This is a genomic window from Algoriella xinjiangensis, from assembly GCF_900115015.1.
Lineage (GTDB): Bacteria > Bacteroidota > Bacteroidia > Flavobacteriales > Weeksellaceae > Empedobacter > Empedobacter xinjiangensis.
The window spans coordinates 187,730-209,268 of sequence record NZ_FOUZ01000007.1; the positions used below are offsets into that span (position 1 = coordinate 187,730).

Here is a 21,539-nt window from a genome sequence, read left to right on the forward strand (position 1 = left end):
TACCACGATAACGCAGGCAGTAACAATTGTTACAGAGCTAAAAAATTAGAACTAAAATCATCAGATGTCTATTTATTCTATACTATGTAACAAGTGTTACAATCGTTTTTGTAATTTAGAAATACATTTACAGGTGCATATAAAAGGTGGATATATGCGGTAACAAAACCTGATATTCAAACGCTTAAAATATTCCTTATGGAAGACATGATTCTTTACAATCGGCTACAGTTTGCCTTTACGATTACCTTTCATTATTTGTTCCCTCAGCTCACTATGGGACTTTCTCTGATGATTGTTTATTTTAAATGGAAGTTCCTGCGAACGAAGAATGACGATTACAACAATGCTTCGAAATTCTGGATGAAGATATTTGCATTAAACTTCGCGATGGGGGTTGTAACGGGCATTCCAATGGAATTTCAGTTTGGTACCAATTGGGCTAAGTTCTCTGAGCTTACCGGAGGCATCATCGGACAAACATTGGCAATGGAAGGAATGTTCTCCTTCTTTTTAGAATCTTCTTTTCTAGGCATGTTTCTTTTTGGTGAAAAGCTACTCGGGCAGAAACTACACTTCCTTTCAGGTTTGATGGTTTTCCTCGGTTCTTGGGCAAGTGGTTTTCTGATTATCGCTACACATTCGTGGATGCAGCATCCCGTAGGGTATGAGATTTTAGAAAACGGAAAGTTTGTATTGAACAATTTTAGTGCGCTATTCAACAATCCGTGGCTGTGGCCATCTTATCTGCATAATCAGGCAGGGTCATTGGTAACAAGTTCATTTTTTGTAGCAGCGGTCGGAGCTTTCTATTTATTGAGCAACAGGCACAGTCGCTTCGGGAAGATTTTTGTAAAAAGCGGTGTCGTTTTTGGGGTGATTTCTTCTGTCATATTGGCTTTCCCTACGGGAGACTGGGCGGCAAAAAATGTGGTTAAATACCAGCCGGCAACATTTGCTGCGATGGAAGGTATTTTTGAAACTGAAAAAGGAGGTTCTGAAATCGTTTTGATAGGTCAGCCCGATATGGAGAATAAAAAACTGGATAATAAAATCGCTGTACCCAATGTACTTAGTTTTCTTACGTATCAGCGTTGGGATGCCGAAATTAAAGGATTAAACGAATTTGATGAATCTATACATCCTACTAATGTTCCCGGTTTGTATTATGCTTATCATATTATGGTTGGTTTGGGAACTATTTTTATCGGAATTATGGTACTTGCATCTTTCTTACTCTGGAAAGGCAGATTGTATAAAACGAAATGGTTGCTGTGGATTCTGATGTTTATGATTCCTTTTCCTTATATCGCCAATACGGCAGGATGGTACACAGCGGAATTAGGACGGCAACCCTGGCTTGTTTATAATCTGATGCGTATGGTTGATGGCGTTTCGCCTACCGTATCTTCGGGAAATACGTTATTTACACTTTTGGGTTTTGTCGGATTGTATTTGCTGCTTGGACTTCTTTTTCTTTTACTTGTTTTAAAAATCATTCGTAAAGGTCCTGAAGCTAAAATTGCATTAAAATAGTTGGTTATGGAAATATTTTGGTTTATTGTATTAATGGTGATGTTGGGAACTTACGTGATTCTCGATGGATATGATTTTGGTGCAGGAATTGTACATCTGTTTTTTGCTAAAACAGAAGAAGAGAAAAAAGCTGTAACCAATGCTATCGGTCCTTTTTGGGATGCCAATGAAGTGTGGCTCATTGCCGCTGGAGGCGTGCTGTTTTTTGCATTTCCTACACTTTATGCTTCGGCTTTCAGTGGTTTTTATCTGCCTTTGATGCTGGTATTATGGTTATTGATTTTCAGGGCTGTAGGATTGGAGTTAAGAGGACAGGTGCATAACCGAATGTGGGAAACAATCTGGGATAAGGCATTTGGTATAGCAAGTTTATTATTGGCTCTCTTCTTTGGAGCTGCACTCGGCAATGTAGTGAGAGGTGTAAATCTCGGGATGGTGGAAAATGGTGTCTCTACACATGAACCTCATTATTTCTTCTTACCACTTTGGAATCCTACGTTTGATCCGCTTGCAGAACAACAGGGAGTTATTGATTGGTTTACCTTGTTATTGGGACTTGTGGCAGTTGTTACATTAACCATTCATGGAGCAAATTGGATAATTCTAAAAACTTCTACTTCACTAAACCAAAGACTTAAAAAGGTTATTTTTAAATTGAATTTTGTATTGCTGGTATTGGTTGTTGCTTCGGCTTGTTTATGGCATTATGTAAAACCCTTTCCTTTAAATAATCTGCAAACGCATTATTGGCTTTGGATATTCCCAATATTTGGTGCAGTAGGTCTAATCGGGTTGTTCCGAATTAATAAATTCAAAAAAGATAGTAGTGGTTTCCTGTTTTCTTCAATGTTTATTTTCGGGAGTTTTGCTACTACGATAGCTTCTATGTTTCCGACATTATTGCCTTCTACAAATGGTGTTAATCCTTCCTTAACGATTCAAAATGTAGCGGCTCACGAATATGGTCTATCAGTGGGATTATACTGGTTTATAATAGCAGCAATACTGGTTGTAGCTTATTTTATTATTCAGTTTAGAGTCTTTAAAGGAAAAATGGATGATGTAGGCTATGGAGAGCATTAATTAAAACTGAAAGAGGCTGCCCCGTTTGCAGTGCAGCCTCTTTATTTTTCAATCATTTTTATTCGTAAGGTTATTCAATTCTTATTCTCAAGTTTTTTAAACATTGCTTTTTAGTTTTATAGCCAAAATCTCTCCTGTCGCACATATAATTCCTTTTGCAGAAAGTGTCATATCAACCCAGATTTTTCGACCTTCGATACTTCGGAGCTTTCCTATCAATTCCAGTTCTGTTCCCATGGGTGTAGGTGCTTTGAAATCGACTTTAAGCGATGCCGTTACACATCTTACAGGAATAGTTTCTGTATTTTCAAGATCAATATTCTCCGCAACACAAGCAAAGGCTGCGGCAGAACCTGTGCCGTGGCAATCCAAAAGAGAAGCCACCAAACCTCCGTAAACACTGCCGGGAAGTGCTGTGAATTTTTCGTCTGGCGTAAAATGGGCAATAGTTTCATCGCCCACTAAATACGTTTTCAACTGATAGCCAAAGGGATTATTCTTTCCACATCCGTAGCAATGTGCCAGTTCATCTGGATACAAATCCTGAATGGCTTTAGATTTATTTTGCATCGTTAGAATTCAAAAAAATTATTTCACAAGTTCGTTCTTTTTTTCTTTCCAATCGTTAATTCCTCCAGCATAATTCAGAATGTTTTCAAAACCGTGTTTTATAAGAATGGAATAAGCAATTGCCGCACGTGCACCGCTTTGGCAATGGATGATGACAGGCTCATTTTTATTGATTTTATCCAGATTGTTTTCAAGTGTATTTAAGGCAATATTTTCAACACCGTTGATATGACCACTTTTGTATTCGTTTTCGGTACGGACATCAATTTTCTGAACGTTTTTATTTCCTAAATACGATTTGAAAGTATCTATATCAATGGTTTTTACATTTTGCAAAGCCAAATTTTGTTCAGACGGATTGGTAATGTAACCATAGATGTTGTCCATCCCGATACGCATCAATTTTCGCATCAAATCTTCGATTTGATTTTCTTCGGCAATCAAAATAATCTGGTTTTGATAATCGACAATCGAACCGGCAAATGTGGAGAATGTTTTCATATTTTCAATCAGAAAACTTCCCGAAATAAATCCTTGACTCGAAACTGCTTTAGGACGGGCATCTATAACGATTAACCCATTTTTAATTGCATTATCTATTTCTTTTTGATTGAGTTCAGCAAGTTTTGGCACTTCAACCAATAGCGGACGATCTGCTTTGTTCAGATGCTTCATTACCGCAAAATATTTTGGTGGAGCTGGTTGGTCTTTCAAAATATAAGTTACAAAATCTGCTTCTTTCCCTGAAAATTGCAAAGCCGGATTAGTCAGTTTTTCCTGTTTCAAAGTCGATTGTGGAATATTGCTCAAACTTTTTCCACAGAAAGAACCTGCTCCGTGTCCCGGCCATATTTCGGTATTATCTGGTAATTTCAAAAATTTCTCGATAGAACGGTAGAGTTGTTTTGCTCCAAGCTTCTGCGAACCAATCTGTCCGGCTGCTTTCTCCAATAAATCAGGACGACCGACATCTCCTACAAAAATAAAATCTCCGGTAATGGCTTTGATTGGATTTTCTGTATCGTCTTTAACCAAAAAAGTCAGGCTCTCGGGCGTATGTCCCGGGGTGTGAATGACTTCTATCGTAATACTTCCAACCGAAATCTTATCGCCATCTTTCAGTCCGGTATGTGGAAAATCGTATTGCCAATCTTTTCCGCCTTCATCGGATAAATACAAGGGTGCTTTAGTAACTGCTGCGAGTTCTCTCGAACCACTGAGAAAGTCTGCGTGAATATGTGTTTCGGTAATTTTGGTAATTTTTAAATTATGTTTCTCTGCAATTTGCAAATAGGTATCAATGTCTCTTTTAGGGTCGATAACAATTACTTCTTTAGTTTGTGCATCGCCAATCACATAACTTGCCTGTGATAGCGTTTCGTCATAAATACGTTCAAAAAAAAGACCTTGTGCAAACGAGGAATTCGATAAGAAGAGTAAGGCTACCAACCCAAGGAAACTGCTTTTAAAAAAGATAGATTTCATATATTAACTGCTTTAAAATTTCAATGTTATATAATTATCTACACTAACTTCACATGGATATAGTGTAGTTTTAAATTACCAAAATTAGCAATTCTCATTTGGGCGGAAAGTAACATAGGTTACATAGGGGTGCAGGAATAAAAAATCATTCAAAAAAGCAGTTGTTCCATTGTTTTAATCTTTTACCTATTCTTTGTTGGTCTCAAAATAGATATTCGGTCTTCCAAAAATCCATTTTACGAATGAAACAACCAATGCAATCGGAATTATGAATATAGCGGCTATAATCATTCCGTATTCATACAACAAAGAACTATCTGAATAAGGTTTCCCTTTCTTTCTGGCACGGAGTGCACTCATTGGTAAGCCAATCATATTGCCCATCAGCATCAGTTGAATGGCAGCCAATATAATTCTTGCTTCTTCTTTTCCGTATTCTTTTATAATGGCTTCGTATGTTTCCATTTCGGGCAATCCACGTGTTTCGGCATAATGTTGAGCAAATAGGATGGCTTTCGATTCTTCGGGTTTGACAAAGCTTTTGTCTCCCGTAAGGAAACCCGATATTTCATCGTTATTCATTCCCATTTTTAATGCCATCTGCGTATGGGCGTAAGAACATACGGCACAAGAGTTGACCTCAGTTCCTGCCAGTTGCAATCTTTCTAAAAATTGCTCATCAATGATTTTCTGCTTTTTATTTTTGATAAATACTATTGCTGACCTCGCTGCTAACACCAGTGAACGAAATAGTTCTGATAAAGAAACTTTTCTTTTATACGAAGTTTGATTTTCAATGTTTTGAGGTATAGATATGTTATTATTCATTGTACTTAATTTTTATGTCCGCCAATGATGTTTCCGTCTTTCATTTCTATGGTTCGGTCACTTTTTTGAGCAAATTCATCATCGTGGGTGACAGCAATAATGGTCTGTCCAAAACTGCGGGTCAGGTCTTTGAAAATATCAAAAACAATGTCTGTATTCTTACTATCCAAATTACCTGTTGGCTCATCACCCATAATAATCAAAGGATCATTAATTAACGCTCTAGCAATGGCAACACGTTGTTGCTGTCCGCCCGAAAGCTTATTCGCAGGTTTGAAAGCTTGATCTTCCATACCCAGCATTTTCAACTTTTCATAAGCACGTTCTTCTATTTCTTTTGGAGAAAACTTACCAAGTTTCAGTGCGGGAATCATTACATTTTTTAGGCAGGTAAATTCTGACAACAGGTAATGAAACTGGAATACAAACCCTATTTTTTCGTTTCGGATTGTTGCCAGTTCATCAACCGATTTTCCTGTAATTAATTCATTATCTATCACTAAATTTCCATTATAATCTCTGTCCATAGTGGAAAGGATATAGAGCAAAGTAGATTTACCACTCCCTGACTTCCCGATAAGTGTTAGAAATTCACCTCTCTCTACTTCAAAACCAATATTTTTCAACACCTGAAATTCTACCGGGTCATAAAAATACTTGTCGATATTTTCTGTTTTTAAAACGATATTTTTATCCATGATTTACTTTCTAAAAATGCTGACCGGATCTACTTTTGCTGCTTTACGGGCAGGAATGTATCCGGCAAAAAATGTAATCACTAAGCCCATAACAACTCCCTGAATGAATTTCTGCAGTTCATAATCTACAGGAAAGTATCCTATGTCACCACCGATATATACCTTTTTCAACAAGGTAATCATTAGCAATGCCATCAACATTCCGCCAACTACACCAATCAAGCCAATAGATAATGCCTGCGTTACAAAAATCCGTATCACATCTTTCCCTTTAAAACCAATAGCTTTTAAGATGGCAATGTCATTTATTTTTTGTGAAACGGTCATGTTCAGGATATTGTAAATGCCAAAACCAGCAATGAGCATAATGGCTGTAGAGACAAAATTGATCATAATGAACCGCATTTTGCTGAGTGCCATCAGCGATTCGTTACTCTCTTTCCAATCTTCGGATTTGTATCCGGTTAACTGAGATAACTTTTCGGCAACGGCTGCCGCTTGATACGGATCTTTTACATTGACACTGATGTCTGTTACATACACATTGTTTTCTTTGAGCAATTGCTGGGCCGTGTATAGATTAACGTACGATTTGGTGTCGTCTGCAGTTGAATTAAATGATCGAAAAATACCTGCTACACGGAGGTTCTTAGTTACACCTTTTTGTGATGTAAGATTGATATTATCACCAAGTACCAAGTTCATTTTTTCTGCTATTCCTATACCGATTACGATGCCGTTCGGGTCGGATTTCAGGGTTTCAAATTTGCCTTCAACCATTGATGATGTAATGCTGTACATCATATCTGCTTCGTCTGGCTTTATCCCGATGCTTAATCCACTCACCTGAGTTTTTCCGTTATTATAAAACACGCTTGTGTTGACTTGGGCTGTTACCACAGTTACTTCCTTCTGTTGTTGTACCATTTCTGCAATACCGTTCGGGTTAATGATGGTATTGACTTTGGGTACTACTTTCGGATTGGAAATCAGGTACTCGGCAGCAGTATCACTTACCAGATTTTTGCTGATGACATCATCATTGTACAACCGAATATGTGGAGTGTTTTTGAAAATATTTTCGTCAGATGCTTTATCAAAACCAACCAGTAAACTGTTCATGAAAATATAGATTGACATTCCGAGCAATACCCCAAGAACGGCTACAGCAGTCATTTTTTTGCCTGAAAAAAGGTAAGTTCTGGCTATGTCTGTATTAATATTCATCAGTCTAAAGTTTTATATGTTCCAGAATATCATCTTTGCTGATTCCTTCCAATATTTCTACATATTCGGTAGAAATGATACCTGTTTTTACAACAATGGGTTCGTCTTTTCCTTTTAGCTTTACCTTATTTCCAAAGCCCAAATAGCTTCTCGGAATTAATAAAGCATTCTTCTTTTCGCTTGTCAAAATATTAGCTTCCAGTTGTGTGCCGTAAATACTACTTGCAGCTGCTTCATTCAGCAGCACTTTTACAATAAATGATTGTGTTTTTTTATCAAACGCAGCAACTATTTCACTGATTTTTCCTTCGTACACGTTGTTTTTATCTGTGTTGAACTGGATATAAACCAACTGCCCCAATTTTACTTTTCCGATGCTTTTTTCATCTACGTTCAATACCACTTCCGGTTTGCTGTCATCAGCAATTGTGGCAACAATATCTCCTTTTTTGACATAATCTCCTGTTGATTTCAGCTTGTTGACAATCGTACCATTTTGAGGTATTATCAGTTGATTGTATCGTTCTATCACTTTGCTGTTTTGTAGCTGATTTTTGTTAGAAATCTGCTGTGTTTTGGCACGTTGCAACAGTTCTGCTTTTTGCTTTTTTAAGGCATTCAGCTGTGCCAGTGAATTTTTTGCTGCCAATTGCATATTTTCAAATTCTACCTTGGCTACACTTTGCTTTTGGAACAGGCGTTCATAACGTTCAGCTTGTTGTTTGTCTTGCTCGTATTTGCTTTCTGCATAGCGAATTTTTTGTTCCAGTTGCTGAATGGCAGGCGAATTTTCCGTTAGGTTTTCGTTGGCAATGGTTAATTGTTCCTCTGCCGAATGCGTATTGATACGGTTAGACGGATTGTCGATAACCGCAATGACCTTTCCTATATTCATTTTGTCTCCCACCTCAAAATCAGCTTCTGTAAGTATGCCATCTGTTTGTGCCGTGAGATGATAGGCATCATCCCAATCGAGCATTCCCGATGCAAAAACTAATTCTTTTATATCTTTTACCACCGGCTGCGCTTCTTCCTTTGAACCACAGGATTGTAGTGTAACGAACAGTACAATGGTAACGAACAACTTTATTTTCATACGTCTAAAACTTATTATTGATGATAATTTTATTTTCACTAAATCCAATGCCTGCCAAAGCTGTAATAACATTTAGCTGGCTCAGCAGCATATCAGTTTGTGCAGTAAGTAATTTGTCTAAGGGCAGAATGTTTTCCTGATATTGATCGAAGTATTTCTGATAAGTATCTTCTTTCAGGGTTTGAATTTTCTTAAAGTTTTCGAGCTGTGAAGATGTTTTTTCGTACTCCACCAACAAATTGCTATTGCGGGTTTCGTTTTCACGCAAAAAGTGAATACGATCATTTTCGGCCATTTGCCATTGCATTTTTTTCTCTTTTACCGCCGAATATTTTGAAACGGTAGTAGGTAAATCCCAACTCAAACGAAGACCAACATAATTATATCTAATCCAATTGGAATTAGGATGAAAAAAGGACTCATTACTCAAGTTTTGCCAATTAAAGGAAGATACAAATCCCAAAACGGGTAACTGTTGTTTTTGTGCCGCTTTCCATTCCTGTTCTGCCACTTTTTCTCTCAGCTGATAATGGTTTACCCATAAATTGTTGTTTGCTTCTGTCAATATTTGTTTATGATCAAAATCTCGAATGTTTTGATTTAAAATGGGATTGACTTCATTCTCAAAAAACAAAGCAAGATTTTGCTGTTGGATTTGGATATAAAATTGCAATTGCGAAAGCTGATCCTGTAATCGAATAAGGTTCACTTCTGCTTCGTTTACATCTTGTTTGCGTACAAGTCCTTCTTCAAATCTGTTGTTTACGATGGTTAAAATTTGTTTTGCAATGACAATATTCTGCTCTACCATCTGTTGCTGTCCCTGAAACGATAAGATATTAAAGTAAATGCCGTTCAACTGGTCATAAATAGTCCATTCGTTTATTTTTTGCTGATTGGCTACCAGTTCCTGATTGGTTTTGGCAAGTTTTATACGGCTTATATTTCCAAGGTTAATAATATCGAACTGCGGTTGTATGCTGAATGTGCTGACATATTGTAAACCCATTGTGATTTCGCGAAAAGAACCTGGCAAACCGCCGAAAACTTCAGCAGGAATATAATTGGTTTGCAAATTCATATTATCAATAACCTGAGCCGATACCGGAATTCTCGGATTAAAGGCATTTCCAACTGCTGTTTTTCTGGTCAGTTCTGCTAAATCTTGCTGAATGACATCATTTCTGAAACTGACTTTTGTCTCCTTTGCAAAAGCAAGTACTTCTTCCAATGTGTGAAACTCTTTTTTCTCCTGTGACCATACTATAAACGGTAAGAAAATGATGACTATGAGTAATTTATGTTTGTGAATGTTCACTAACTTTTTCATTCAAAAAAATATTTATATTATACCTTAATTAAAGCTAAAAGGCTGTTCATTGTTTTTTGTCCCTGAATCTCAATATCAAATTCAAAAGCAGCTAATTTCCACTTTAGCATTTGCAGCCGAAACGTACCCATAACGATATGCACGAGTTCTTCTGAAGATATTACTATACTAAAAACCCCTGTCTTTTGCCCTTCTTTTATCAGGGAATTGAAACGGATAAAATTAGTTTGTAATAATTGCTGTATGGCATTTTTTACCTCATCAGAATTATCAATCAACCCATCTGATAAAACAATATTTATGAAACACGGATTTTGCTTGAAATACGAAAACTGACTTTTAAAAAGTGCTTTAAACTTTTCTTCCGGTGATTGTTTTGTATTGATAATAGTATCAAAACGCTGGGTAATATTTTCTGATAAATAGGCAATTAGTAGTGTTATGATTGCCTCTTTATTTTTGAAATGACGATACAAAGCACTTTCTGAAAAATGCATTTCCCGAGCCAGATTTTTAGTTGTAAGCCCTGCAATGCCACTTTCCATCAATATTTTACCTGATGCCTTTATGATTTCCAACTGTCTTTCAGACAAATCCATTTAATCCAAACTATTTTAAAAATGTAAAAGTAGTTTAACTCATTAAGCTACACTGTAACATAGGTTACACAAATAAAAAAACGAGTGTGGGTACGTCATATCATCGTAGACTAAATTAGTAAAAAACTAATATAGCGTTATGATTATGAAAAAGACAAAAGAAATTCAAACTTATTTAACATTTATTAAAAAATTACAAGTTTTAACATATGCTAAAGAATATGGAAATAATTCTATAGCTTATAAATTTTATGGTGTAAAAAAGAGTACGTTTTATAAATGGAAAAAGGCTTATGATAAACATGGAGAAGATGGTTTACTTAGAAAGAAACCAATCCCGGGTAATTTCCCTAACCAAATCAAGCAAGAAATTGTAGACAAAGTATTAGAACTTCGAAAAGAACATAAACTAGGTACTTGGCGAATTAAATGGTATTTAGAACGCTATCATGCTATTTACATATCGGAATCAAGTGTTTATCGTATTCTAAAACGATATAATATTGGTCCTTTGGATAGAAAAGTGAGTATAAGAGCTATGCACAGCATTAGATATGAAAAAGAAACACCAGGTCATCATGTACAAGTTGATGTTAAGTTTCTCATTTTCCATGATATAAATGGTAATAAAATTAAGCGATTTCAATATACAGCGATTGATGATGCTACACGAATTAGAGCACTCAAAATCTATGAAAAACACAATCAATTAAGTTCAATTGATTTTATAAATTATGTGATAGAGAAGTTTCCATTCAGAATTAATACAATTCAAACAGATAATGGTCACGAATTTCAATCAAAATTCCATTGGCACGTTCAAGATTTAGGAATGAGGCATCGATTTATAAAAGTGGGAACACCTCAGTTAAATGGTAAAGTTGAACGCTCACATTTGACAGATAAAAAAGAATTCTATCAACTTTTGAGTTACACAGATGATGTAGATTTGAATCAAAAACTTGAGCAATGGGAGAATTTTTATAACTTCAATAGACCCCATGGAGCATTTAAGGGTAAAACTCCTTATGAAATACTAAAAGCTAAACTAAAATAAGTAAATTTATGTCTACGAAGTCATGAAGTACGACATTCAACACCATCTTTATATTTTTTAAATCTTGGATGTGCAGTATCAGTTAAAGTTCCATCCAAGTCAAGTAATATGTACATAGTAATTTATTGGTGGCTTTTATTCAATTGATTTATAAAGTCTATTCTTAATTTCAATTATTTCTGTTTGTTCAAAATTTGAGAAATAATATGTTTTATCATGTATGCTTAAAGAGTTCAGATTACTTAGCTTTAAAGATTTTTTCAAATATTCTTTTAACTCTAAAATTCTAATTTTCATTTCATCATATTGGGTATCTCCTGATGAATCTGTATTATTACGTGTATACATAGTTTCTATAAGCAAATCATTATTATCTAACACTTCATCTTCTTGATCATCAAAAATCTTAAACCCTTTATCTGTTGTAACATTTAAAAAATTGGTAAATAATTTTCTTTTATGAAAAGCCTTATCTATAACTACTTCAACCTTTATTTCATAAGACCTTAAACTTTCTATTTTATTAATTAAATCAGGAATATATTTATAGAACGTATTAATTTGAAAATCCTTCAAATCTTTATTCTTATCTGTTACTATCAGTATATGATAAGGCACATCTAAATCTTTTGGTAATATTGAATCTATTAAATATAAAATATTTATATCACGTTGATTATTTGCTTTATCATTATTTCTATTTCTTTTATTATCATTTATATGTAAGATATATGGATCGTTAATAATCAATGAATTACTCACTAGGTTTCTTTCATTAAATAATACCTTCCAATTATTTGAAGTTTTCCCTTTAATTAAGTTTTTAAAATAATTTAATTTAAAGGGATTTTGTAAAACAGCATCATCTACAAGTAAATTACCTCTATTTATTACACTTATTCTTTTATCTAATATCACATAGTTTGGTTCAATATCAATATCTATTATATTATTGAAGATTGTAATATTACTTCCGTTATTAAACGAAAGACTAAAATCTGATATCCTTGATTTAATTGAATCATCCAACTCTAAATCTGCTAGATATAAATGCATTTTAACTTCAGCTTTATCTAAGATATAAAACCAATCTTCATATTTATCTTTATTTAGAAAAATTTCATTAAGTTGATGATAATTTAAAATAATGTTCATATTAATTCTTACTTGTCAAATTAAATCTCATTAATTCAAGCATGTGATTTCCAGCTTCATCAAAGAATCCAGAACCAAAGTTCTTGTCTAAAGAACCGTCCTTATTTATCCTCAATTGATATGGATCTTGATTTAATTCTGTTGGGAAATATGTGATACCTAAATTATTTCGATCCAATTTATTTTGAATTGATAATACCTGTAATCGACGAATTAAATATTCAGAATGGGTTTCTACTATCACTTTGGAATTTACTGAGATTAGTAAATCAGCTAGTTTAGATTGTAATGATGGATGTAAATTTAATTCTGGTTCCTCTAAGATAATTATTCCATTACTTATTGAAACAAGTAAGAGAATTTTAAATATCTGAATATTCCCCGTTCCTTTATCTACTAAAGGAATTTTAACTCCATTTTCAATAATTAATACTTCATAAGCTTCTCCACCATAAAAATTAATTTCGAAATCATCTCCAATGTTAAATTTATCTTTAGCCATCCAAGATTTTATAAAAGAATGTCTACGATCCAAAGTTTCAGAATTTAAGTTATTGTAATTATGAATTAATTGCGCTAAATCATTACTTTGATCAACAATAGAATTAAGGTTTGTATATTTTTTTAACGTTAATGGTAAAAATGATGAGTCAAAAGATTTTACACCTTTTATTAATCGATCTTTTTTTGTTGAAAGCTCCATACCGTCTTTCAGGTCACAATTATTTTCTTCAAATAAACTAACTGTACCTATTGAAGTACTTTTTTTATTGATATTAAATAATCTATAATATGGAATGATACTACTAACAGAAATATCTGAATTTTCAATGTTTTTAAAAACTTTTTTATACTTAGAATTTAGATCATAATTTCTTAATCTACTAGAAATTAAATAATCTGATTCTTTTATTAAACTATCAGTAATCATTCCTTCAACATCACCTGATATAATATAGTCTTGAAATTCTAAAGCGTTTTCTAACTTTCTTAATTCATCATTTAATGATTCTATTTTATCAATGTCATTTTCAACTTTAATCAAATATTCAATAATAGAAGTTACTTGATCCTTATATTTATGATTATTTATTAATCGTATTTTAAAAACATATTCATTACAATACTCTATTGGAAACCATTCTCCTTTTTCATCATCAAGCTCTACACTTTTTACTATATTATTCTTAATAAAATCATATTCGTAGATAATATCATTAACTAAATCAGTTACATAATACTTTAGAACTTTTGCAAAGTTTGATTTTTCATGTGGGATTAAAGTAAGATCATATTCAAAATTATTGACACATAGTTTTATATTTACATTTTCCTCGCTCAAAGAATATTGGCAAATTTGTCTATTAAAATCTTGAATATTTACATCTTTATATTCGACTGAAGAAAAATCAATCTCAAACATTTTATCTTCCTTGATAAATGTTGTAATTAACATATAGGCTTTAACCAATGAAGATTTACCTGAACTATTTGTTCCGACAAAAAAGTTTAAATCATTCAACTCAATCTCAGGAGTTGATATGTATTTTCTAAAATTATTTACTTGTATGTAATTTTTCATTTTTTCTTTTATATTTTAAAAATTTATAATGATGTATAATTGTTAATCTAAGTTCCAATAAACATCATTCATTGTTTCAGGATCATCAGTACCTGCTGCATAAGATAACCAATTGTCTTGCATGTCATTTATCCAATCGTCGTGGAATTCATCATCTGAATCAGATTCATCAAACGAGTCTTGCAAAGACCTATATTTCTTTAATTTATTATCGTTTATTTCTAATGTTTTTAATGTAGGATCTTCAAGTTTCACATTATTATCAGAATCGTTTACGATTATATTTAATCGGCAATTTGCTTTTAAGGCTTCTTTAAGTAATTCTTCATCAAAAACAAACCATTCTATATTTTCGACACACCATTTGATATAAAGCGGATTTGTTTCTAAAACATACTCAATTGAATTTCCATTATATTTCCCAAAATCCAAAGTTGTACAATCAGTATATAGTTTTAATGTTCTCATAAAGTGAAGTTTTATAATTGATTATGCAAACTTAATATCAACCTGTGCACTCTAATTGCACTAATAAAACTCTTTCATTTTTTGTACTCTTTCTTTTAGTTTATCAATCAATTCAATCGGTTCTAAAATTCTCATATTTTCGCCATAGGAAAGGATTAAAGATTCTAACTCATAATTTAGTTTCACTTGTAAATACAAATTGTTATCAATAATTTTCTGAGAACCATGGATTGGTTTTGACTTGATGTAAGGAACAATATTATCGGATAACACTATTTTTACTTTTTCTACTTCTTTTGATAAATCATTGCTTACTCCAATTATATCCTCAAAATATTCATCAAAATCTAGTTCAGATTTTTTATAGATTTCATCATAGATTTTAATTTCTATAATTCTATCCAATGCTAAGTTTTGAATATAATTAGCATAATGATTCCAACCAAAAAGAAACCAACGATTATTATACTGCTTTAGATAATAAGGTGAAATAATAAATTCTTGTTCTTGCTCTGATTTATACGATTGATAAGTGATTCTTAAAACCTGAGAGTTTTTAATGTAATTATAGAGTGGCGTTAAATATTCTAAACCAACTAAGAATTCATTTTCTTCAAAAGAAATAATATTCATTTTTGAAGAATTATTTTGAACATCAATTAATTTTGTTTCAAGATTTTCTAATGCATTAACACCAGGAATTCCTTTGATACGTGATAATAATTCAAACGTATTTTCCAAAGCTAATTGCTCATCTTGAGTTAATGGTTTATTTAAAATCGAAAAATTAAGGTCTTCATATCGATAATATACTTTTCGGCCATCTTTCAAAGAATCAATAGGAGCTTGATAACCTGCGTCACTTCTCATAAAATCAATATCCATAAAAAGCTGACGACGAGAAACAGTAGTTTCTACGGCATAATGAGCTGTTAAAACGGCATTACAAGCTTCTATCAAATCATTGATATAATACTTGCGATATGGATTACTAAAACATTTATCTAATGTTTTGTACCGAATTAATGCATTTTTATTGACCGCCATTATACTTTATTGAATTAATAAATGTAATGATATATATATCATTTATCTTATGTAAAACGTAAAATTAATATCTAAATTTAGTTTAATCTTTAAAGCTTACTAATTCATAACTTGTACTTCTTCCTCCCGAATTGGTCTTTTGAAGTATATTTTTATGGATTAAATCTGTAATATCTCTTAATGCGGTATCAGGCGAAACTTTATTGATTAAAGCCCATTTTTTGGTATTCAGATTTCCTTCGAAATGATCTAACAATAGATTCAAAATTTTGATTTGTCGCTCATTCAACGAAACATCTTTATTCGTTTGCCAAAAATTATGTTTCACTAAAACTTTTTGTAAAACTGCATCAGCATCATGTATAGCAATCATTAGGTTTTCACAATACCACTTCATCCATTTGGTAATATCTTGATCGCCTATCTGTGTTTCTTCTAAAATCTCGTAATAGGAATTTCTATTTTTTCGGATTTGAGAAGACATACTATAAAAACGTTGATTACTTCCGTCCGAACGTGTTAGTTGCAAATCAGCTATTGTACGTGCAATACGTCCATTTCCGTCATCAAATGGATGTATGGTTACAAACCATAAATGAGCGACAGCAGATTTTAAAACACTGTCCATTTCATTTTCTTGATTAAACCATTCCAAAAGTTGTTTCATCTCCAAAGGAACACGATCTGAATTTGGTGCTTCGTAATGTATTTTTTCTCTTCCTAATGCACCTGAAATTACTCGCATTGGACCTTCTGTATCCTTACGCCAATCGCCTACTTGAATTTTATACATTCCACTTCTACCTGTTGGAAACAATAAATTATGCCAACCAAATAGACGATCTTCAGTTAAAGGTTGATCGGCATTTTTAGTTGCATCAATCATCATTTCAACCACGCCATCTACATTACGATCCGAAGGAATTAAACCTTGTATATCTATACCTAACCTTCTTGCAATAGATGAACGTACTTGATCTTTATCTAAGATCTCTCCTTCTATTTCAGAAGTCTTGATGACATCTTCTGTTAAAGTAATTAAATTTGCTTCTTCTTTTAAATCAAATCCCAGTATTTCTAATTTCCCAACAAGTTTCCCTTGTTGATTACGAACCTCTCCTAAGACTTGAATTAACTCATCACTATCCCATTTAAAGGCTGTCCAATCTTTGTATTGATGTATGTAATAAGCCATATTTATGATGTTATGCGGTAAATATACAAATATTCTCCGCAAAAAAAGCGGTGATTAATAAAATAAACACCGCATAATTGGCTCATGAAAATTTAATTTGGAGAAATCTTATTCATTAAATCGTTTAAATCATTCTTATCTTCTTCATCAAAAGAATATCTATCTAGTAAGTCTTTAAGTTCAACCCAACCTTCTTTTGTTAGAATAAATCCGTGATTTCGTAAATGGTCATCTGTATTGGATATGGCAATATTAAAGTAAATCTAAATCTTGTAGTTTTCGGCCGAGCGTATCGTCTGCTGCTAACTTTAAAATATCATCTTGTAAGCCTAATACCCGAAGCACATTGAAATAAGCTCCCATAGATACACTTGGCTCTCCTTTTTCGATGAGATTTAAAGTAGATCTGGATATATCTGCTCTTTCAGCAACTTGTACCGCTGTTAATTTACGACGTTTACGGGCAAGTTTTATTTGCTCACCCATTTGTGACAAAGCATCTTTATAACGAGGTAAAACAATCTGTCTTTTCATAAACGTCCGTTATTTCATACAAATATAATTAAAATGACTGAAATAACGGACGTTTCTATAAACATTTAGTTTAATCCTGTATCAGTTTTTCAGGACGTTACAATTTATTATTATCTTGTATTATATATTTCTAACACTTCTTTATTTGATCTAATAAAGTTCATATATTGTTCTTTTTGTTCTTGCTCTCTCTTTTTTTCAGCATATTGTTTACCTGCAAAAAATATAGAGAAAAGTGAAACACAAATTAATAAAGCAATGAAGTATAAAAAATAATCAAATCTATATTTTGAAATCCTGCTTAATGACTTATCAAACGTTTTAAATTCTTGTTTCAATATTAATGATGATTCTTTTGTTACATTAATCAAATTCTGATTTATTTTTATAGCTTCAGTTTCAAATTTTGATAAATCAATCTCAAATTTCAACTGCTTCAAAAGATTAATTCTTCTATCAATTTCATTATTAAAATTTTCGTTCTTACTATCTATATTCTGATGTAATTTTTCGAGTTTTAAAATTGATTTTTCAATAGCTTCTACTCGATCAATAAAAACATCTAACGTTTCAGATAATTTTGGTTGTTGCTTTTTATAACTCATAGATTAACGTTTCAAATTATAGGATTTAGCTTGAGTTTCTGATTGCAATATTTGCCTCAAACCTTCCTCATAAGGTTTTTCTAAAGTCTTATGTAACTTTTCATTTTTATCAGGTAAAATTCCTGATTTCATTATGTTACTTAAACTTAATGAACGATGAATATCACTTGCCTTATAGTCAATCCCTGTATGTAAATCAATGATTCGATGACCTTGCAATTGTTCTTGTTTATTCAAAAATGGCATAACTTTAAAACCATACTTAAACATTCTTAATTTATACTCTTCATAATTAACAGAAACGGAAGTAATCTTTTTATGAATATTTAGTATCTCTTTCTGAATCAAATTCTTTTTATTTTTTTCGAGTTCGATAGACTTTATTTTATCAATCATTACTTGTTTCGCAGAAATTAATCCTCTTTTCTCTGCTATCCGATGAGCTGCCCATTGCGCTTTTTTCCCAACATGATTATCCTTTATCAAACTTCCATCATCTTTAACTCTTGAAAATAATATATGGATATGATGATGTTTTTTTTCTGTGTGTAAAAAAGCAACGTAAGGTTGATTTTTATAATCTATATCTAATTCTTTTAAGAAATCCCTTGTCAAGAATTTAAAATTATCTTTTTGCATATTATTTCCATCTTTTATATCTGGACTCAACACCATCGAAAATATCTTTTTTGAAGCTCTTTGATTTTGTTCGATGTAAATTTTAAAATCATCGAATATTTCTTTAGAATTTGCACCAGATATTAAGTTACGATCAACTTCAAATCCTTTATCTGGATTACATACATAATTAAAAAGTGTTCCACCTCCCACGACAGATTTTGCCATTCCAATCATAATTTTAAACGATTTAGATGTTCACGAATCAATTGAGCAGTTTCAATGGAAATCTCTTTCACTTTTGTTGAATCACCCACTTTAAATAAATTTCCAATTCTTCTAAAATTATCAGCATACTTATTTAATTCTTTATAAATTTCTATTTCTTCTTGAGTTAATTTATAAGATAAATTATAACCTAAAGCGATAGATCTTAAAAATTCTGAAGTTGTTATACCTGCTTGTTTCGCTTTATTATTAATGATATAAAATTCTGAATTGGATACTCTTATTTGTATTTTTTTTGATTTCATTTTGTAAATAATTTAGAATATTTTTAAAACCTTTTGCGACTGTATAGGAGAAAAAGCGAGATTGTATTTGGTAACAAGAATTGAAGATTTGTAGGTACAAATACACATCTCGATTACATAGACTTACTATTCATTAAATTTTCAACTATAAAATCTCCAATATCAAACTGATTTTCTTTTTGAATATCAGTACTATTATCTTCCAATAAAGTTGAAATTGAGATCGAACAATTCAACTCTTTTGCAATTTTTTCTGCTTTATTTTTCCAATATTCAAATGCTGTATTTTTTGCATCTATCGGTGATAAATCTGGCATCAAAATAACTTCACGATTTTCTAAAAACTTCATTTTATCTTTCGTTAAATTCATTAAACCTCCAGTTGCTAAAAACAGATACTTATTTTTAAAATAAAGCATTCCTAACAATACTGTTTTTTCTGATTCAACGATTACAATTATTGATTTTTTAAAGTGAGCATGATTTAATAGATGTAAACCAAACAGACATTGTTTTAGATTTGATTTATTTGGATTATACCATCGAAAAAAATTCTTACTTCGTTTACCTGTTTGAGAATTGTATATCATTTTCTTTAAGGTTCTTAAATTATAATCGATATCCAATTGTGGAAAAATTGTCAAATAATTATCATTCGACTTCTCCGTTTTTATGTGATATAAATCTAAAACTTGTAGAATTTCACTTTCGTTAAAATAGGTTTTCAAAAAAATATAAAGTGGATTATTGAAATTTGAACTTTCAAAAAATTGAAATACCTTTTTATCTAAGAATTCAATCTTAGGCTCTACAAAAACTTTATTCTTATCATAATTCGAATTATTCCCCTTAGTTGGATATTTAAAGTATTTTATAATTCGATTACATTTACCATATTCATAAGGTGAATACTCTTCTGTTTCAGTATTAATGAATCTCGTGTACTCTTTTTTTCTACAATTTGGACATATAAAACGAGATTTGGATCCTGAGTATTTTTCTAAGCTATATTTAAAATTTTCTTTCATAATTCCGAGTAATTCCGAATGGAGTCTTGTTTGATAATGATGTATATCTCTGTTATTCAATCAATTGAAACGTTTTTTTTTAAAATCGGATTCGGACTCATTAATTTTTTTATAAAAAACATCATGTCCGAATCCGAATATTAAATAAATCAATATAACCTATTGTAAATAAACCTGTTAAGTGTTATATTTCAATCTAGTAAATCGGATTAATTCGGATTTACTGAATTTTCTTGATCTATGAGTTTCAGTTTATTTCTAATTGTTTTTTCATTGAGCTTTAAAATATTTGCTATTGTAGTATTGGGTAATTTTAATTCTTTACAATTTTTAATTATCTCTAACTCCGAAATCATTTTCTCATTGTTTTTAATAAAATTAGTTTCGCTATTTTTCAAATGATTTACTTCTGAATCTATTCCTATATAAGAGAATATTGGTACGCCATCTATATTTTCTAATTTGAAAACAATAATATTTTCTGAATCAAAATTATTGACATCCATCCGTGTTTTTAATAATTTCAAGATAATTTCAGACGGATTTACATTTGATTTTCTTAATCCAAAAGCATAATCTAAAAAATTACCTATATAACTACTCCCATAGATATCTTCTAAATCCATTTTTTCGGATAAATCAATTCCTTTTCTAGGATGTGCTATAAGTAAAATAGAAATTAAGGTATCTTCTTGTAACTTTTTTATATTAGTTATAAACTCAAGAACTAGGGCAGGTTTGTTAAGATCGTAAATAATACTCATCAAATTATCAATGATTAAAAATGTAATTTTATATCTTAAAATTGAATCGTTTATACTGTAAAGAAGTTTCTTGAGAAAATCTTTTTCAAGAATATTTACATTGAGTTTTGAACGATACATATTATCACTAAAATGTAGAAACTCTCCATTGGAATATTGATAACGATTGGCTATTTGACGATCTGTCATTTCGCAATCAATAACCATAACACGATTTTGAACTGTAGAGAACATATCAAAAACTTTATCACCGTTTGATATATAATTGGCTAGTTGAACTGCAAATATCGATTTACCAACATTACTTTTTCCTAGTATCAATCCGATTCCTGGCTCTATCAGCTTATCAACAATATACTCGAGTTTTGGCTGATCTGAGCCATCTTTGATACATGCATTAAAAGTTTGGATATACTAACTTAGTTGGGAGTAAAAGTTAAGCATAAAACCTTAATTTTAATATATGAAAAGAATCCGTAAAATTTATCCAAGCGATTTTAA

Annotated in this window: 22 protein-coding genes; 3 read left to right on the plus strand and 19 right to left on the minus strand. The window is 31.8% G+C overall.

Annotated elements, in window-relative coordinates; genetic code table 11:
* Positions 1-198: 198 nt before the first annotated feature.
* Together BM072_RS08450 and cydB are read left to right on the plus strand one after the other, a co-directional pair.
* Positions 199-1,536: a cytochrome ubiquinol oxidase subunit I gene (locus tag BM072_RS08450; RefSeq protein WP_092908223.1), complete on the plus strand. Its 1,338-nt coding sequence runs from the start codon at positions 199-201 to the stop codon at positions 1,534-1,536.
* A 6-nt stretch (positions 1,537-1,542) separates the two neighbouring features.
* A complete protein-coding gene (gene cydB / locus BM072_RS08455; protein ID WP_092908255.1) occupies positions 1,543-2,619 on the plus strand; it encodes a cytochrome d ubiquinol oxidase subunit II in 1,077 nt (358 codons plus the stop codon).
* Positions 2,620-2,715: 96 nt separating this feature from the next.
* Here the strand turns inward: cydB and BM072_RS08460 are convergent, their stop codons facing one another.
* From BM072_RS08460 to BM072_RS08495, 8 genes are all read right to left on the minus strand, one after another.
* Positions 2,716-3,189 (minus strand): PaaI family thioesterase, encoded by a 474-nt coding sequence (locus BM072_RS08460; RefSeq protein ID WP_092908224.1) that lies wholly within the window; start codon positions 3,187-3,189, stop codon positions 2,716-2,718.
* An 18-nt stretch (positions 3,190-3,207) separates the two neighbouring features.
* A complete protein-coding gene (locus BM072_RS08465; protein WP_092908225.1) occupies positions 3,208-4,674 on the minus strand; it encodes an MBL fold metallo-hydrolase in 1,467 nt (488 codons plus the stop codon).
* A gap of 186 nt (positions 4,675-4,860) precedes the next feature.
* Entirely contained in the window at positions 4,861-5,502 is a 642-nt protein-coding gene (locus BM072_RS08470; RefSeq protein ID WP_092908226.1) for a carboxymuconolactone decarboxylase family protein, read from the minus strand.
* A gap of 5 nt (positions 5,503-5,507) precedes the next feature.
* Complete coding sequence (locus tag BM072_RS08475) at positions 5,508-6,200, minus strand: ABC transporter ATP-binding protein (protein WP_092908227.1); 693 nt, start codon at positions 6,198-6,200, stop codon at positions 5,508-5,510.
* 3 nt (positions 6,201-6,203) lie between these two features.
* Positions 6,204-7,427, minus strand: coding sequence for an ABC transporter permease (locus BM072_RS08480; RefSeq protein ID WP_092908228.1), 1,224 nt, complete (start codon positions 7,425-7,427; stop codon positions 6,204-6,206).
* Positions 7,428-7,431: 4 nt separating this feature from the next.
* Entirely contained in the window at positions 7,432-8,595 is a 1,164-nt protein-coding gene (locus tag BM072_RS08485) for an efflux RND transporter periplasmic adaptor subunit (RefSeq protein WP_245752093.1), read from the minus strand.
* A complete protein-coding gene (locus BM072_RS08490; RefSeq protein WP_092908229.1) occupies positions 8,528-9,853 on the minus strand; it encodes a TolC family protein in 1,326 nt (441 codons plus the stop codon). Before BM072_RS08490 ends, BM072_RS08485 begins: the two co-directional genes overlap by 68 nt.
* Positions 9,854-9,870: 17 nt before the next feature.
* Positions 9,871-10,452, minus strand: coding sequence for a TetR/AcrR family transcriptional regulator (locus BM072_RS08495; RefSeq protein WP_092908230.1), 582 nt, complete (start codon positions 10,450-10,452; stop codon positions 9,871-9,873).
* Positions 10,453-10,597: 145 nt separating this feature from the next.
* Between BM072_RS08495 and BM072_RS08500 the strand changes: the two genes are divergently transcribed.
* The gene (locus tag BM072_RS08500; RefSeq protein WP_092908231.1) at positions 10,598-11,509 is read left to right on the plus strand and encodes an IS481 family transposase; all 912 of its coding nucleotides are present in this window, start codon (positions 10,598-10,600) and stop codon (positions 11,507-11,509) included.
* A gap of 135 nt (positions 11,510-11,644) precedes the next feature.
* On the opposite strand, the gene BM072_RS08505 is transcribed toward BM072_RS08500, so the two are convergent.
* The 11 genes from BM072_RS08505 to BM072_RS08555 all read right to left on the minus strand — a co-directional run bounded on the left by BM072_RS08505 (position 11,645) and on the right by BM072_RS08555 (position 21,449).
* A complete protein-coding gene (locus tag BM072_RS08505) occupies positions 11,645-12,664 on the minus strand; it encodes a hypothetical protein (protein ID WP_092908232.1) in 1,020 nt (339 codons plus the stop codon).
* A 1-nt stretch (position 12,665) separates the two neighbouring features.
* Entirely contained in the window at positions 12,666-14,246 is a 1,581-nt protein-coding gene (locus tag BM072_RS08510) for an AAA family ATPase (protein ID WP_092908233.1), read from the minus strand.
* A gap of 42 nt (positions 14,247-14,288) precedes the next feature.
* On the minus strand, positions 14,289-14,714 hold the full coding sequence (locus tag BM072_RS08515) for an exodeoxyribonuclease X C-terminal domain-containing protein (RefSeq protein WP_092908234.1): 426 nt from the start codon (positions 14,712-14,714) through the stop codon (positions 14,289-14,291).
* Between the two features lie 60 nt (positions 14,715-14,774).
* Complete coding sequence (locus tag BM072_RS08520) at positions 14,775-15,761, minus strand: helix-turn-helix transcriptional regulator (RefSeq protein ID WP_092908235.1); 987 nt, start codon at positions 15,759-15,761, stop codon at positions 14,775-14,777.
* Positions 15,762-15,843: 82 nt separating this feature from the next.
* The gene (locus tag BM072_RS08525; protein ID WP_092908236.1) at positions 15,844-16,956 is read right to left on the minus strand and encodes a Fic family protein; all 1,113 of its coding nucleotides are present in this window, start codon (positions 16,954-16,956) and stop codon (positions 15,844-15,846) included.
* A 252-nt stretch (positions 16,957-17,208) separates the two neighbouring features.
* Positions 17,209-17,490 (minus strand): helix-turn-helix transcriptional regulator, encoded by a 282-nt coding sequence (locus BM072_RS08530; protein ID WP_092908237.1) that lies wholly within the window; start codon positions 17,488-17,490, stop codon positions 17,209-17,211.
* 110 nt (positions 17,491-17,600) lie between these two features.
* Positions 17,601-18,095, minus strand: coding sequence for a hypothetical protein (locus BM072_RS08535; protein ID WP_092908238.1), 495 nt, complete (start codon positions 18,093-18,095; stop codon positions 17,601-17,603).
* A 3-nt stretch (positions 18,096-18,098) separates the two neighbouring features.
* Positions 18,099-18,941, minus strand: a complete 843-nt coding sequence (locus BM072_RS08540) for a relaxase/mobilization nuclease domain-containing protein (protein WP_177190287.1) — start codon at positions 18,939-18,941, stop codon at positions 18,099-18,101.
* A gap of 5 nt (positions 18,942-18,946) precedes the next feature.
* The gene (locus tag BM072_RS08545) at positions 18,947-19,246 is read right to left on the minus strand and encodes a plasmid mobilization protein (RefSeq protein WP_092908240.1); all 300 of its coding nucleotides are present in this window, start codon (positions 19,244-19,246) and stop codon (positions 18,947-18,949) included.
* Between the two features lie 113 nt (positions 19,247-19,359).
* Positions 19,360-20,334, minus strand: a complete 975-nt coding sequence (locus tag BM072_RS08550; RefSeq protein ID WP_143080482.1) for a DUF6371 domain-containing protein — start codon at positions 20,332-20,334, stop codon at positions 19,360-19,362.
* Positions 20,335-20,483: 149 nt separating this feature from the next.
* Entirely contained in the window at positions 20,484-21,449 is a 966-nt protein-coding gene (locus BM072_RS08555; RefSeq protein WP_092908242.1) for an AAA family ATPase, read from the minus strand.
* Positions 21,450-21,539: the final 90 nt, after the last annotated feature.